A 13710-nucleotide genomic window follows, 5' to 3' on the forward strand; every position below is an offset into this window, starting at 1 on the left:
AGGAAGTATCAGTATGGCGGATCTGAAAAAAGAAGTACTGGGCGACTACAGGGAGACAATGGAGTATGCAGGCCGGCTTGCCCGGTCCGGTCTGACCAAAATGACGCCGGTGATCATCTCCTGCGCCATCACCGGAGGCATCCACGGAAAGGAAGCCAACCCCAATCTGCCGGAGAAGCCCGAAGAGCAGGCCGCTCAGGCGTATGACGCTTACAATGCCGGCGCGAGCCTGGTGCACATCCACGCCAGAGACCCCAAAAACTGGTCTTTGATGAGCCAGAACACCGAAGATTTCATGAAGGTCAACACCATGGTACGGGCCAAATGCCCCGATATCATCGTCAACAACACCTGCCTGGGCGGCAGAATGGTCAGCGAGCAGGCCCGCACCATTTCCGAACAGCTGTGGGTCTCCATCGGAGCCCGGCCGGAAGTCGCCAGCGTGGACATCGTGGCCACCTGCCAGAAGGTGACCGTCGGCGAGAGAAAGGCGCCTCTCAGCAATCCCCGCCCCGCCGCCGAACTCCCCTTCGACTACATCATGACCCAGGACGACGCCGTCCGGACCGTTCAGGAGATGGAGAAATTCGGGGTAAAGCCCGAGCTGGAGCTCTTTGAAATGGGCGACGTGCGGTATATCTACAATATGGCCAAGGCGGGGGTTCTGAAGGGGCCCTACTGGATTCAGATGATCTTTGGGGGAACCGGGATCTATCCCTCCCCGGAATTCATGATCGCCGCCGCCAACATGCTGCCTCCCGAGTCTCTCCTGAGCATCATCGGAATCGGCGCGTGCCAGACGGCCGTCATTACCCAGGCCATGCTCCTGGGGCACCACATCCGGGTCGGCCTGGAGGACAACGTGGTCTACGGCCCCGGTCAGCTCGCCACCAGCAATGCTCAATTGGTGGAGCGTGCCGTCAGGATCGCCCGGGAACTGGGCAGACCCGTCGCCACGCCGGCTCAGGCCAGGGAAATCATGGGTCTCGGAGCTCCCAGACAGTATTCATGATCAACCGCCTGATGCCGCAGGCCGCAGCGTCTGCGGCATCAGGCGGCCGCATAAGCAGCTAAAGTTTCGCAACCTAAAAACCAAGAGAAAATGAGATGAGGAAACTATGCCAGGAGCACTCAGCGGATTGAAAATACTGGATTTTACCACCCTGTTGCCGGGGCCCTACGCGACCATGTTTTTTTCGGATCTGGGAGCGGACGTTTTGAAGGTCGCCTCGGCCAGCCGTCCGGATATCGGCGAGCATTCGAAGCCTTTTTTGCCCGGAACCGACGTATCCGCGTCGGTTGCCTATCTGGGGCGGAACAAGCGCTGCATGACCCTGAATCTGAAGGATCCCCGCTCCGCCGAAGTCATACACAGGCTTATCACCCTGCAGGGGTATGACATCGTGATCGAACAGTTCCGGCCGGGCGTAATGGCAAAGCTCAATCTGGGATATGAACAGCTGCGCAAAATTAAGCCGGACCTGATCTACTGTTCGTTGACCGGCTACGGTCAGAGCGGACCCATGACCGACCGGGCCGGCCACGACATCAACTATATCGCCCGCTCGGGCATCGCGTCCTACTCCGGAAAACGGGGAGAAGTGCCTCCCCTTCTGGCGATGCAGGTGGCGGATGTGGCGGCGGGTTCCTGCAACGCCGTCATCGGCATTCTCGCCTCGGTCATCTACCGCAGGGAAAGCGGTCAGGGGCAGTATATCGACGTTTCCATGACGGATGGGATGATGGCCTTTAACACCTTTTTGGGAGCGTCCTTCCTCACCGACGGAAAAGTGCCCCGACCCGAGGATAATTTCGTCAACGGCGGCTCGCTCTACGACTATTACGAAACCGGGGACGGTGAATATCTGAGCTTCGGCGGTTTGGAACCGCAGTTTTCCAGGAACTTTTTCATCGCCGTGGGCCGGCCGGATCTCATTTCCGGAGGGGTCACGCCTCCGGAGCTTTCCAAAGTGAAAGAAGAGATCCGGGAAATCCTCAAAAGCAAATCCAGGGATGAATGGATGCAGATCTTCGACAGTACCGACGCCTGCGTGGAGCCGGTGCTGAATCTGGAGGAGCTGGAGCGGGATAAACTTGCAAACGCCAGGGAGATGATTGTCCGGGTTCCTGCTGCCGATGGCCGGATGGTGAAACAGCTGGCCAATCCCATCAAGTTCTCCAAAACGAAGCCGGAATACCGGTTCACCGGCGGCAAGCCCTCGGCCGGCATCGACACGCGGGCCGTCATGGCGGAACTGGGCTATTCCGAAGATGAAATCCTGAATTTTACAGATACCGGCCTTTTTGACTGAGAAGCGGACGGAGTCCGGTGTGCCGCACCCTTCCGGTATGCCGGGTCGTAGCGTTCCGCCGGGAAAGGATGAAACAAATATGGAGCAATTCGTAAAATACGAAATCCGGGAAAACGGCATATGCGTTGTGTCTGTGAACCGCCCGGAAGTGTTCAACGCGCTGAACATGGAGGTGTACGGCCAGCTGGAGGGCACTTTCGACCGCCTCGGAGAAGATCCCGGCGTCCGGGTGATCATCCTGCGGGGCGAGGGAGAAAAGGCCTTTGCCGCCGGTACGGATATCAATATGATGATGGGTTGTACGCCGGAAGAATTTTTAGAGCGCACCTGGACGGTAAAGCGGGTCCTGGATAAAATCGAGAGCTTCTCCCAGCCGGTGATCGCCGCCGTGAACGGCATGGCCCTGGGCGGCGGCTGCGAGCTTGCCATGGCCTGTGATATCCGCATCGCTGCGGACAGCGGGAAATTTGGGCAGCCGGAGATCAATCTGGGCCTCATCCCGGGCGGCGGAGGCACCCAGAGACTGCCCCGGCTGGTGGGAATCAGCCGGGCCAAACAGCTGGTGTACACCGGCGATGTCATCGGCGCCCAGCGCGCCCTTGAGATCGGCCTCGTGGACCAGGTCGTTCCTTTGAAGGACCTGATGGCCGAGGCAGAAGCCCTGGCCCTGAAAATAGCCGCAAAATCAAAGGTCATTATGGCCCTTGCGAAAAATGCCCTCAATTCCGGATTTAAAGAAGATCTGGTTGAAGGTCTGGAGTCCGAGGTCCGGTGCTTCAACGCCTGCTTTTCCACGTATGACCGCGCGGAAGGCATGCAGGCCTTTGTGCAGCGCCGCAAGCCCAGATTTGAAGATCGTTAAGGCATTTTCCGACAGCCGGGAAACGCAGCGCACCTGCCGGGCTGCGTTTCCCGGCTCCAGCTTTGCGCAGCCGCGGCCGAAGGTTCTGAATGCGCGGTCCACAGCACGATTTATCCCAAACCGTCCAGTTGACAAGACAGACGGTTTGGGATAAAATAACCCGTGCCGATTTAATTTCTGCAAGCCCGCAACGTCCGGCGGAAAGCGCTCGGCCGCAGTTTCTCAGATGGTTCCAAAACTTAATATGTCTCCGTAGCTCAGCAGGATAGAGCGTCCGCCTCCTAAGCGGAAGGTCGCGCGTTCGAATCGCGCCGGGGATGCCAAACAGCATAGCTTTCCATCAAGGGAAAGCTATGCTGTTTTTATGTGTAACAATATTGTATTATGAACACAAAGGAGATAATAACTGCGATAGGAGATATGATCCATGAAGATCCATGAAAACAGCATTAACGATGCTGTTTTTAAGCCACTGCGGATTGACTGCTCACACTGTAGCGGCTTATGCTGTACAGCATTGTTCTTTTCAAAGACAGATGGTTTCCCAAAAGATAAAATCGCAGGGAAATCATGTACAAATATGCGAAAAGATTTCTCCTGTAAAATCCATAAAAATCTGATGAGCAAGAAAATGAAAGGGTGCATCGGATATGATTGTTTCGGGGCGGGGCAAGCGGTCACCACATCCATTTACATGGGCGACACATGGTTGTCTTTACCGGAAAAAGCACAGCAAATTTTTGATGTCTTTCTGATAGTATTTCACCTGCATCAAATGCGGTGGTTTTTAACCGAATCCAAAACCATAACGCTGGCAAAAGATTTATGGTCAAGGATAGACCAGTTAATTGAGCAAAATATCAATATCTGTGCCGGCCCGCCAGAAATCATTTTGGAATTTGATCTGAATAACTATAAAGATCAGGTCAACGATGTTTTAAGAAGGGTTGGAACCCTGGTAAAATCGAATTTTACTTGTCAAGCGTTCAATAGGCATAGCGATTATTGGGGTAAGGATTTCAGCCGTAAAAATCTTGAAGGCGCAGATTTGAGTATGACATTACTGATGGAAGCAAATTTTTCTGGATGCAGCTTTTTAGGCACAAACCTTTTAGGTGCGGATATCAGAAATTCCAATTTTGAAGATGCTGATTTAAGAGAAGCAATTTTTTTACACAAATGCAGATAAATTCTGCTCACGGAAATGCGAACACCTTGTTGCCCGCATATCTCTTGCGACCCGGTTCTTGGCTTTAATCCAACCTTCCGGAAAACATAATAGGACAGGTTGCCGTTCACCTTGAAAAAGCTTGTTTCGCATCAATCAGCCCTTCATCGTATGCTCTTCTGATAATAAGGTATTCGCCGCGTCTGCCGAAATACAGGGCGCAGTAATTCCTCTGTATCTGCGTACCGTGGAACAAATAGTGCTCCATGATCTTCACGCCTTCCTCAGTATCGACATGCCCCAGCGCAAAATCAATGAACTTCGATTCGGCCAAAGTCATGCTTTTATTCAGATGCTTCATGATTTCCCCAATTGATGTTTTGGTGCCCTCTTTTGCCAGGCTGATATAATATTGTAATATGGTTTGCCCCATAAAATCACCTCATATGGCCGATAATATCTGTGCTCCGTCAGAAAAAATATTACTGATATAAAACAGCATAAATTGCTTCTGAAAACTGTTGTCGCCCAGCATCCTGTTTCGATACTCGGGACTCTGCTGATAATAAACCACGCCCATATCGATGTAATGAAAAATCATATCTCTGTTCATGCTGCTCTTTATGAGACCGTTTTCAAGCCCTTCGTCAATCAGCGCCAGCATAGCCTGCCTGTATATTTGCAAATACAGATCATATTCGTTTTCCAACGCGTTATTATATTTTACAAGTTCTCTGCACAATTCAAATTTTCCGCTGTTTGTAAAGTTGCTGATAATATCCAGGAAATCATATAGTTTTTTGATCAGCGCCTGTTCAGAAGCTGCGGTATTTCTCAATTGTTCCGTATAATCTGAAAAAATGTGCTTGCCGACTTCATGATACAGGGAATCCTTATCCGCAAAATATTTATATATCGTGACTTTGGATACGTTTGAATTTTCCGCAATATCGTCCATCGTGATTTTCCTGACACCGTCACGGATGAACAGTCTTATCGTTGTATTTAATATCTTGTCTGCTTTTTTGTTCATGGTCATTCGCCCACCTCATAGCGGATAAAACGCTTAATTGTAACATTTTCTTTCAATATTGCAATACACTCCACAAGAACATCGTTCACACTCCTGTTTGAATCCTTGAAATAAGGCTGGTCAAGCAGGCAGTTATTCTGATAGTATTTTTTCAGCTTTCCCTCCACAACAGCGGGAATCGCGGTTTCGGGCCTATTTTCATTTCGTGCCTGGGCCTCGAATATGTCTTTCTCTTGAGTAATTGTCTCCGGCAACAGATCGGTACCTGCAATACAGACGGGATTCATTGCCGCGATATGCATTGCCAGGTTGTGCGCCAAATCTTTGAAAACCTGTGTGGAGGCGGCAAATTCCGTTTCGCAGTTTACCTCAAGCATTACTCCGATACGCCCGTTGGAATGAAGGTAAAATCCCACGATACCTTCTTTGGTCAGTCTGACCGCTTTCTTCTTTGCGATGGAGATGCCTTTTTCACGCAGAACAACAATTGCTTTCTCAAAATCTCCGTTTGCTTTTTCCAGAGCTGTTTTAGCGTCCATATATCCGGCGCCGGTTTGTTCGTGCAGTTGTTTTACTGCATATGGCGTTATAGGCACGACGACATCCCTCCATACTTTCTGTACTGTATTTACTATATTAGTACATTTATTACCGTTAGTCAAGGGGACATTTCACCTTTACTCTTACCCGAAAAGCACCAGTATGCCCTTTTACTATATCGACCGGAAGGCTGCCTGATACCCCGTTCATCCTTACGAAGCACGACAAAGTCCGGCAGCCGTTATAGGTGCGCTTGGAAACGAAAAGGCAAGCGGATACGCTGTCCGCTTGCCTTGATACGATATCCGCTGTATAAAGGATAGAGTTAGACGGCCTGAATTTCCGCCTGTGCTTTGCGGGTTTCATGCCGGTTCCGCCAGATCTCCCGCCCGACCACCGCCGCAATGATGGTCGCGCCTCCGGCAACCGTCCACGGTCCCGGAATCTCTCCCTGAAACAGCATCACCCAGACCGGATTCAGTATGGGCTCTCCGATGGAAAAGATGACGATTTCCAGTGCGCTGACATAGGCGACGGCTTTGGTAAACAGGATGTAGGAAAGCCCCAGCTGGAATACTCCCAGGACAAGCGCGCAGATAATATTGGGGGCCGATATTTCGACTCTCCCCATAAACGGAAGCATCAGCAAAAAGCAGAGAATATTGCCCCAGAACACGCTCTGCGCAGGGTCGTTGTCCTTTTCCATGCGCATAAACACGCTGAGCGCCCCGAAGGTGACGCCGGAAAACAGTGCCGCCGCGTCCCCCAGCCAATTCCCCGTGCTCAGACCTTCCTTCACCAGCAGCGCGACGCCCGCCAGGATCGCGATAATGGAGATTACATCCCACCGGTGGATCTTTTCCCGCAGGAAAACCCACCCCAGAATCGCGGAGTAAATGGGACCCGTGTACTGCAGCAGGATGGCGTTGGCCGCCGTCGTGTTTTTATTCGCGATGGAAAAAAACATGACCGTTAAGGAATAGCTGAGAATCGCCATAACGCGCCATTTTGTAAAGTGTATGTTCGGCTTCTTTATGTATGCCAATATGGTGAGGGCCGCGATCAAACTTCGAATCCCTGCGACCTGCGGTCCGTTCCAACTCATGTATTTCATCAGAACCCCGGCCATGCTCCACAGCGCCGAAGTCAGCACCAGGAGCACTATGCCCCTGCGACGTTCATACCCCATTGTATTCCCGCTCTCTTAAAATTTCAGCTTATTGTACCACATCCGCAATTCGCTGTCACTCGGTTTTCTTTGTGTGGCCGGGAGAATATTCGGTTACCCGGGCGGCGGCGCGTATCGCCTGCTGCCCGGATGAATCCCGCAGCGTTTCTTTTACCTGTTCTTCTCACCGATTGGCACGGATCATCCGATTCTTGTTCCGGCCCTTGACAAACGTCTTCCCACGTGCTATTCTATTATGGCACAATGGTTCGATTCGCCGGAGTGGCGGAACAGGCAGACGCCCGGGACTTAAAATCCCGTGGGAGCATATCCCGTACCGGTTCGAGCCCGGTCTCCGGCACCACACCTTTTTTCGCCGGGAACCGGATACCCCCGGGAACCTTGTGTCCTCTATATCGCGGAGTGGAGCAGTCCGGTAGCTCGTCGGGCTCATAACCCGAAGGTCGTAGGTTCAAATCCTGCCTCCGCAACCATTGAAAATACAGGCTTTGAGAGGAATCTCAAAGCCTGTATTTTTTGTGTTTTCCTTCAATACGGCGTTTATTTTGAGCTGTTGCCGCGTGCAGCCGCACAGGAAAACATAATGAAATTATGACGGTACTTTTTTATAATTAAGATCACCGCAATAAAAAAGCACATTTTAATACTTTCGTTTACTTGTGAGTATCTGTTTATCGCGGTGCTTCTTTCAGCGTTTTAAAATGCAGGGCATTTTTAAATCATAGCTTCCCTGAAATTTTTGAAAAAGTTTTCCGTTCAGATTTCATTTTACATGCGCGGAAGATGATCTGCACGCTCGACGTATTGTTGAATAATCTGACAGGAGTGTTTGAGCTGCTCGCTTTCGTCAGGCGACAGGCTGATTTCGACGATCCGTTCCACGCCGGATCGGCCGATTACGGCCGGCACGCCGCAATGCACGCCGGTGATTCCATATTCGCCCTCCAAAAGGACGGAAACGGGCATTACCCGCTTCTCATCGTTGAGGATTGCTCTCGCCATAGCCGCCAAAGCAAAGCCGATGCCGAATTCCGTCGAGCCTTTCGCATTGATGATATCTATGCCGATATTCCGGGTTCGTTCCAGAACGTGCTCCTTTGAAATGTCCTCCAGCCGTTCAAAAGGGATCCCGCCCACCGTAACGCAGGAAAAGGGGATCATGGAGGAATCCCCGTGCTCACCCATGGAAATGGCGCTGATACTGCGGCGGTCTATGCCGGTGAGTTCGCTCAGGGTCCTAAGCAGCCTCGCCGTATCCAGCAGCGTTCCGGTTGAAAAAACCTGCCGTCGCGGTTTGCCAAGCTCTTTGCGGATACAGTCTGCAATAACGTCGGCTGGGTTGGTGATTGAAATCACGATACCGTCAAAAGCCGCTTCTTTCAAATGTGCGGCAACATCGCGCACCATCACGATGGAATCATCCAACATATCAAGCCTCGACTGCCCAGGCAGGCGGGGTTTGCCCACCGAAACAACCGCGATTTCGGCGCCGGCACAATCCGAATAATCCCCGCCGCGAACCACCACCGGCGACTGCATGAAGGAAATGCTGTCGGAAACGTCCATCGCCTGCGCGGCGGCCTTGGGAGCGTCGCAGTCAATCAGCACGATTTCGTCCGCCACATGCTCCATTGCCAGCGCAGACGCACAATGGGAACCAACGTGCCCGGCGCCGATTATGACGATTCTTTTTTTATTCACGGCTTTCACCCTTTCTTCCTCTTCCGGGAAAAAGAAAGCACTCCTGATTCCTGTACAAAACCAAGGGCGAATGCATTACGGTGCCGCCTTGCCACAGACTCCTTAGCGGAGCCCCTCAGCGATATGCCGATGTATCCCCGACAATCTAAATATGCCTCACGTCACAGAATACCCGGCTTTCACCTTTGACTGCGCCCTCTATCGTTCGTTAGTAACTCATTTTTGTCCGGATTTCAGTATTTTGGACTCTCTGAAAGAGCATCATTGCCGTTTTCTTCGCTTCATGGGTTATAAAATTTGGTACATTATAACATCGGCTTTACGGCTTGTCAAATTCTGCTCTCTCGCCGAAGTATTTAACCTGCTGGCTGATGTTTATTGCAGTCATACGCCATGAAAAACGGTCTGGGATTGTGCCGATTTGCTTTTCCGATCCTTTTAACAGTCTGGGATCATCGCAGATGGATAAGCTGCCGGAGTTTATTTATAATCCGAAGGTCACAGCTTCAACTCCTGCCTCCGAAGCCGCTGAAAAGCCCTGATTCGAGAAGAATCAGGGCTTTTCCCTCCGGCACGAAAAGCCTGTTTTGAATGTTATGTATTACTGGATGGCCGCTTCCGCATAGCTGTTGTCAACCAGCTTACTGAAGTCGACGCGCTGGTCCAGCTCACCGGCAGTTTCCATTACGGTTTCCAGGCGCTCTAAAGATTCCTGTTTCATAACGGGGGTTCCGTTCCATGCATCGATATCCTTATAACGCTGGGCCACCATAGTCAGTACGTCGATCTTGGTGTCGGGGAACTGATCCGCTATCGCTTCGGCGATCTCCTGAGCGGTGTGTTCCTGGACCCATTTCTGGCCTTTGGCAATCGCGTTAACGAAGCTTTGCACAACGTCGGGATTCTTTTTCATGTAGCTTTGCGTGGCAAAGAAAGCCGTATAGGGAATTTCTCCGCTTTCCTGACCGATGGAGGTAAGTACATACCCTTTGCCTTCCAGCTCTACTTCCGTGGCAGTAGGCTCAAACAGGGTAACGTAATCGCCGTTGCCGCCGGTAAAGGCGCCGGCCATCATGTTAAATTGGACCGAGGTATCCACCACGACATCCTGATCGGGAACAATGCCGTTTTGGCGCATGACGTACTCCAGGGTCATTTCGGGAACGCCGCCCTTGCGCCCGCCAAGAACGGTTTTGCCCTTCAGGTTTTCCCACGTAAAGTCTTCGTCGGTGCGGCCGACCAGGAAGGAGCCGTCACGCTTGGTAAGCTGGGCAAATACCACGGGGTAGTCCTCACGGCCCTCATTCAATACGTAGATGCAGGACTCCGGACCGGCCAATCCGATGTCGGCCTGCCCCGCCAGAACAGCGGTCATCACCTTATCGGCGCCGCCGCCGTTGGTCAGCTCAACGTTCAGGCCCTCCTCGGTAAAAAATCCAAGATTCAGTGCTACATACATTGGGGCGTAGAATACGGAATGGGTTACTTCATTCAGGCGTACCTCGGTCGTTTCTTCTTTCTTACCGCAGCCCGTAAACAGGACCGTCATCAGTACAACACCCAGGACCAGCGCAAGTAATCTCTTCATACTGTCACTCCCATATACTTTTTCATTGCTATTTCAAGCCACAGGATGCACTGGTACATAAGTGCAGCCGCCGCAGCCAGAATCAGAACCGTAGTCATGACCAGGTCCATTTTAAAGACCTGAGAGCCGTAGACGATCAAATAACCGAGGCCTGCCTTGGAAACCAGAAATTCTCCCATGATTACACCGACCCACGACAGGCCGACGTTTACCTTCAGGGCATTGATCATAGTAGTAAAGTTTGCCGGCAGTACCAGTTTGAATAAAATCTGCCGTCGGGTGGCGCCTAGGGTACGCATTAAACGGACTTTTTCCGGATCGGTATCCAGAAAGCCGTTGTGCATGTCAAGGATGGTAACAATCAAAGAAATGGCCAGCGTCATTGCGATAATAGAGGATGGGCCGGCGCCGATCCAGACAATGAAGATGGGGCCCAGCGCCGTTTTGGGCAGGGCATTTAGCACAACAAGATAAGGGTCCAGTACCCGGGACAGGAATTCACTCCACCACAGCAAAACGGCAATGACGGTGCCGGTCAGGGTCCCCAGCAGAAATCCAACCACGGTTTCCATCACAGACGTGCCCACATGAAGCCACAGATCGCCGGATCGGTACAGGTTCATAAAGGTATTCCACATTCTTGACGGGCTGCTGACAATAAACGCGTCGATGACGCCCATACGTGCGGCGATTTCCCAGCCGACAAACAGAGCGGCTAATATGCCGATACGCAGTGCGGTGATGGCGGTTTTCGTCTGTTTCCTCTTTTTTAAGTACGCTTTCCGCTGTAGGGAGATGGCGGGCTCAGACATTGGCATCCAGCTCCTTCCAGATGATATTGAAATAGGTTCGGAATGCTGGATGATCCCGCCGCTGCATTGGAGGTATTTCCGTCAGTTCTTCAAGAGTATGTATCGCTTTTACAGCAGCCGGCCGTTTGCTTAAAACAATAATGCGATCGGAAAGACTTATGCTTTCAGAGATATCATGGGTGACCAGCAGTGCCGTCTTGTGTTCCTGGCGGATAATGGAATAGATATCGGCGGATACGGACAGTCTTGTTTGGTAATCCAGGGCTGAAAACGGCTCATCCAGGAGCAGTATTCTTGGGTCGGTTGCCAGTGTGCGGATGAGCGCGCACCGCTGACGCATACCGCCGGACAGCTGAGAGGGTATCTTGTGAATAAATTCAGCCAGCCCGTAGCGCTCCAGCAGCTCGCGGACATGCTCCCGCCGTTCCGGTGTGTTTTGGTGCTGAAGCTCCAGCCCCAGGGTAACGTTGGACCAGATGGTTCTCCACGGAAACAGCTGGTCTTTCTGCGGCATATAGCCGATCTTGGAAGACGGCGCTGTAACTGCATCGCCGTCTACAGTTACCGTGCCTGCTGCGGTTGGCTCAATCCCGGCAATAACTGACAGCAAGGTGGATTTGCCGCAGCCTGACGGCCCCACGATGCTGACAAATTCTCCGTCGGAGATTCCGAAGCTGATCCCGCGCAGTGCATCTATTTCCCCATCCGGTGCCTGGTATGTCATGTCGACATCAACTAATTGTACAAACATAGCACCGGTGGCTCCTTCTGTACGGTAAGGTGGGGGAACGCAAACGTTTATCTGATTTATCATATGGTAAAGGCCCGAAAACGTGCGGTATTTCAGTTGTGAAATACGCTTCTGCCGGCTGCCGGGTAAAGCCGGGGAAAACCTGTGTCCATGTCCCGATACCTGTGAATATCCCGGCAGGACGGTTTGGCGGCACTCTGCAGCAGGGTCTTCGGAGACTTCTCTCAGCGATGTGCCCCCGGGAAAACAAAGAAGCCGGCTCTCTCCATCCGGAGAGGGGCGGCTTCTTGCGTTATGGGACCGCAAGCCTAAAATGGATTACTTTTGGGGCGGCGAATTATGAAACGCGCCGGAAAAAACTGAAATAGAATGGGAATCCAGAATGCTGAGTATCGAGTGTCGGCAGACCCTCGTAACTGGAAACGGCCCCAGAATCAACAGATTCCGAGGTCGTTTCTGTGATTATAAGAATTCAGGATATGCTTTTCACGTCAGTATCATTCGTTCATTATGTTACCGCGGCTATTTTCTGTATCCGCCGGCCCCGCTATCCGGCGGACGGATCAGGAGCCTGCAATCCCAATGGATTGCAGGCTCCTGATGTTAAAAATACGGAAGTATATTCCCGGGGGAATGAAATAAGACTTTCTATTTTGAATGCGGCGCAGAGAAAATCAGAACTTGATGAGCTTGGCGTTGGCCCGTTCATAGGGCATTTTTCCGGCTTCGATTTTTTTAATCATATCTCGCAGCTGGTCGTTCACGGGAGTGTCAATGCCGCCGGCGTCTCCCGCGTCACATACCGCGCCCGTTATGCCGTCCACCTCGCAGCGCAGATCGCGCTTGATATCCTGCAGCATCGACGCGATGGTGGGGGCGGCCGGCATCAGATAGCCCACCGCTGCGTCGGTGATCACTTTCATATCGGGATCGTCCCCCGGGAAATCGTAGAATTCCTCAAAATGATACTCTTCGCCGCCAAAATGATAGGGTTCCATTTTAACGCCACCGGCTTTGGCGGTCAGAACGCACTCGCGGCCGATATAAGCTACGAGGCGCATAAGCTCTGGATCCTGGATAATCTCGCCGAAATTACAGCCCGTGATGGTGGATACGCCGCTGAAGCAGGCGTTTAAGGTGAGCTTACACCAGCGCAGGCCCATGAGATTGTCAGAGACGGTTACTGCATTGCCGGCGCTGAGGATCTTTGCGACTTCCTCCAATTGGCTGGTATGTTCGCCGGTATAAGTGCCTATTGTACAGAACATCTTGTCGGGGGCGACCGTCAAATAGGTGCAGCCCGGGCCCTGGAAAATGCCGCCCCAGGCAATGGGAGCGCCCATTACACGCTCTTTGGGAAAATATTTTGCCACGCCGGGTTCCGGAAGACCGTTCTGACAGGTGACGATGATGGTTTTGTCATGGCTGTGCGCCAGCATTTGCGGAATAGCAACATCATTATAAGTCTGCTTTGCCATATAAATAAACAGATCGAAAGTGCCTTCCATGGCATCCGCGTAGCATGCCTTGACGGGAATGACCTCGTCAATGGCCCCGATGATGTGTGCGCCGGTCTCGTTCAATACGTCTACATGCGCCTTATAGGCATCGACCAGGATGATATCGTAGCCTGCTTTGGAAAGGAATGCGCCCAGGGTGGTGCCGAGAGATCCCGCTCCCATTAGTGCAATTCTGCTGATCAAATTCAGTTCCCCTTTCATCTTTTAATCCATCCCATTATTTCTTAAATGGAA

General features: G+C 51.9%; 13 protein-coding genes and 3 tRNA genes. 7 read left to right on the top strand and 9 right to left on the bottom strand.

Annotated elements, in window-relative coordinates; all coding sequences use genetic code 11:
* The first annotated feature begins 13 nt into the window (after nucleotides 1-13).
* The 5 genes from B9A13_RS11905 (at nucleotide 14) to B9A13_RS11925 (ending at nucleotide 4363) form a co-directional block, all read left to right on the top strand.
* The gene (locus tag B9A13_RS11905; protein ID WP_084235389.1) at nucleotides 14-1012 is read left to right on the top strand and encodes a beta-keto acid cleavage family enzyme; all 999 of its coding nucleotides are present in this window, start codon (nucleotides 14-16) and stop codon (nucleotides 1010-1012) included.
* 127 nt (nucleotides 1013-1139) lie between these two features.
* Nucleotides 1140-2312, top strand: a complete 1173-nt coding sequence (locus tag B9A13_RS11910) for a CaiB/BaiF CoA transferase family protein (protein ID WP_242942854.1) — start codon at nucleotides 1140-1142, stop codon at nucleotides 2310-2312.
* A 79-nt stretch (nucleotides 2313-2391) separates the two neighbouring features.
* Nucleotides 2392-3174 carry an enoyl-CoA hydratase/isomerase family protein gene (locus B9A13_RS11915; protein WP_084235391.1) on the top strand — a complete coding sequence of 261 codons (783 nt, stop codon included), beginning with the start codon at nucleotides 2392-2394 and terminating at the stop codon, nucleotides 3172-3174.
* 246 nt (nucleotides 3175-3420) lie between these two features.
* A tRNA-Arg gene (locus tag B9A13_RS11920) sits at nucleotides 3421-3497 on the top strand.
* 104 nt (nucleotides 3498-3601) lie between these two features.
* A complete protein-coding gene (locus B9A13_RS11925) occupies nucleotides 3602-4363 on the top strand; it encodes a pentapeptide repeat-containing protein (RefSeq protein ID WP_242942855.1) in 762 nt (253 codons plus the stop codon).
* Between the two features lie 106 nt (nucleotides 4364-4469).
* On the opposite strand, the gene B9A13_RS11930 is transcribed toward B9A13_RS11925, so the two are convergent.
* The 4 genes from B9A13_RS11930 to B9A13_RS11945 all read right to left on the bottom strand — a co-directional run bounded on the left by B9A13_RS11930 (nucleotide 4470) and on the right by B9A13_RS11945 (nucleotide 7104).
* The gene (locus tag B9A13_RS11930) at nucleotides 4470-4775 is read right to left on the bottom strand and encodes a hypothetical protein (protein ID WP_084235392.1); all 306 of its coding nucleotides are present in this window, start codon (nucleotides 4773-4775) and stop codon (nucleotides 4470-4472) included.
* A 9-nt stretch (nucleotides 4776-4784) separates the two neighbouring features.
* Nucleotides 4785-5381: a TetR/AcrR family transcriptional regulator gene (locus B9A13_RS11935; RefSeq protein WP_084235393.1), complete on the bottom strand. Its 597-nt coding sequence runs from the start codon at nucleotides 5379-5381 to the stop codon at nucleotides 4785-4787.
* Nucleotides 5378-5971 (bottom strand): translation elongation factor Ts, encoded by a 594-nt coding sequence (locus B9A13_RS11940; protein WP_242942856.1) that lies wholly within the window; start codon nucleotides 5969-5971, stop codon nucleotides 5378-5380. The genes B9A13_RS11935 and B9A13_RS11940 overlap by 4 nt, the downstream gene beginning before the upstream one ends.
* Before the next feature lie 269 nt (nucleotides 5972-6240).
* Nucleotides 6241-7104, bottom strand: coding sequence for a DMT family transporter (locus tag B9A13_RS11945; protein ID WP_084235395.1), 864 nt, complete (start codon nucleotides 7102-7104; stop codon nucleotides 6241-6243).
* 255 nt (nucleotides 7105-7359) lie between these two features.
* Between B9A13_RS11945 and B9A13_RS11950 the strand changes: the two genes are divergently transcribed.
* Nucleotides 7360-7447, top strand: a tRNA-Leu gene (locus B9A13_RS11950).
* 53 nt (nucleotides 7448-7500) lie between these two features.
* Nucleotides 7501-7577 (top strand) — tRNA-Met (locus tag B9A13_RS11955).
* 295 nt (nucleotides 7578-7872) lie between these two features.
* Here B9A13_RS11955 and B9A13_RS11960 read toward each other — a convergent pair.
* The 5 genes from B9A13_RS11960 to B9A13_RS11980 all read right to left on the bottom strand — a co-directional run bounded on the left by B9A13_RS11960 (nucleotide 7873) and on the right by B9A13_RS11980 (nucleotide 13659).
* Nucleotides 7873-8805 carry an L-lactate dehydrogenase gene (locus B9A13_RS11960; protein ID WP_084235430.1) on the bottom strand — a complete coding sequence of 311 codons (933 nt, stop codon included), beginning with the start codon at nucleotides 8803-8805 and terminating at the stop codon, nucleotides 7873-7875.
* A 601-nt stretch (nucleotides 8806-9406) separates the two neighbouring features.
* Complete coding sequence (locus tag B9A13_RS11965) at nucleotides 9407-10393, bottom strand: ABC transporter substrate-binding protein (protein WP_084235396.1); 987 nt, start codon at nucleotides 10391-10393, stop codon at nucleotides 9407-9409.
* Entirely contained in the window at nucleotides 10390-11205 is an 816-nt protein-coding gene (locus B9A13_RS11970) for an ABC transporter permease (protein ID WP_084235397.1), read from the bottom strand. The genes B9A13_RS11965 and B9A13_RS11970 overlap by 4 nt, the downstream gene beginning before the upstream one ends.
* On the bottom strand, nucleotides 11198-11956 hold the full coding sequence (locus B9A13_RS11975; protein ID WP_084235398.1) for an ABC transporter ATP-binding protein: 759 nt from the start codon (nucleotides 11954-11956) through the stop codon (nucleotides 11198-11200). Before B9A13_RS11975 ends, B9A13_RS11970 begins: the two co-directional genes overlap by 8 nt.
* A gap of 674 nt (nucleotides 11957-12630) precedes the next feature.
* A complete protein-coding gene (locus B9A13_RS11980) occupies nucleotides 12631-13659 on the bottom strand; it encodes a ketopantoate reductase family protein (RefSeq protein WP_159448132.1) in 1029 nt (342 codons plus the stop codon).
* Between the last annotated feature and the right edge of the window lie 51 nt (nucleotides 13660-13710).

Origin of the sequence: Papillibacter cinnamivorans DSM 12816 (genome assembly GCF_900176335.1) — a bacterium.
Taxonomy (GTDB): Bacteria; Bacillota; Clostridia; order Oscillospirales; family Oscillospiraceae; genus Papillibacter; species Papillibacter cinnamivorans.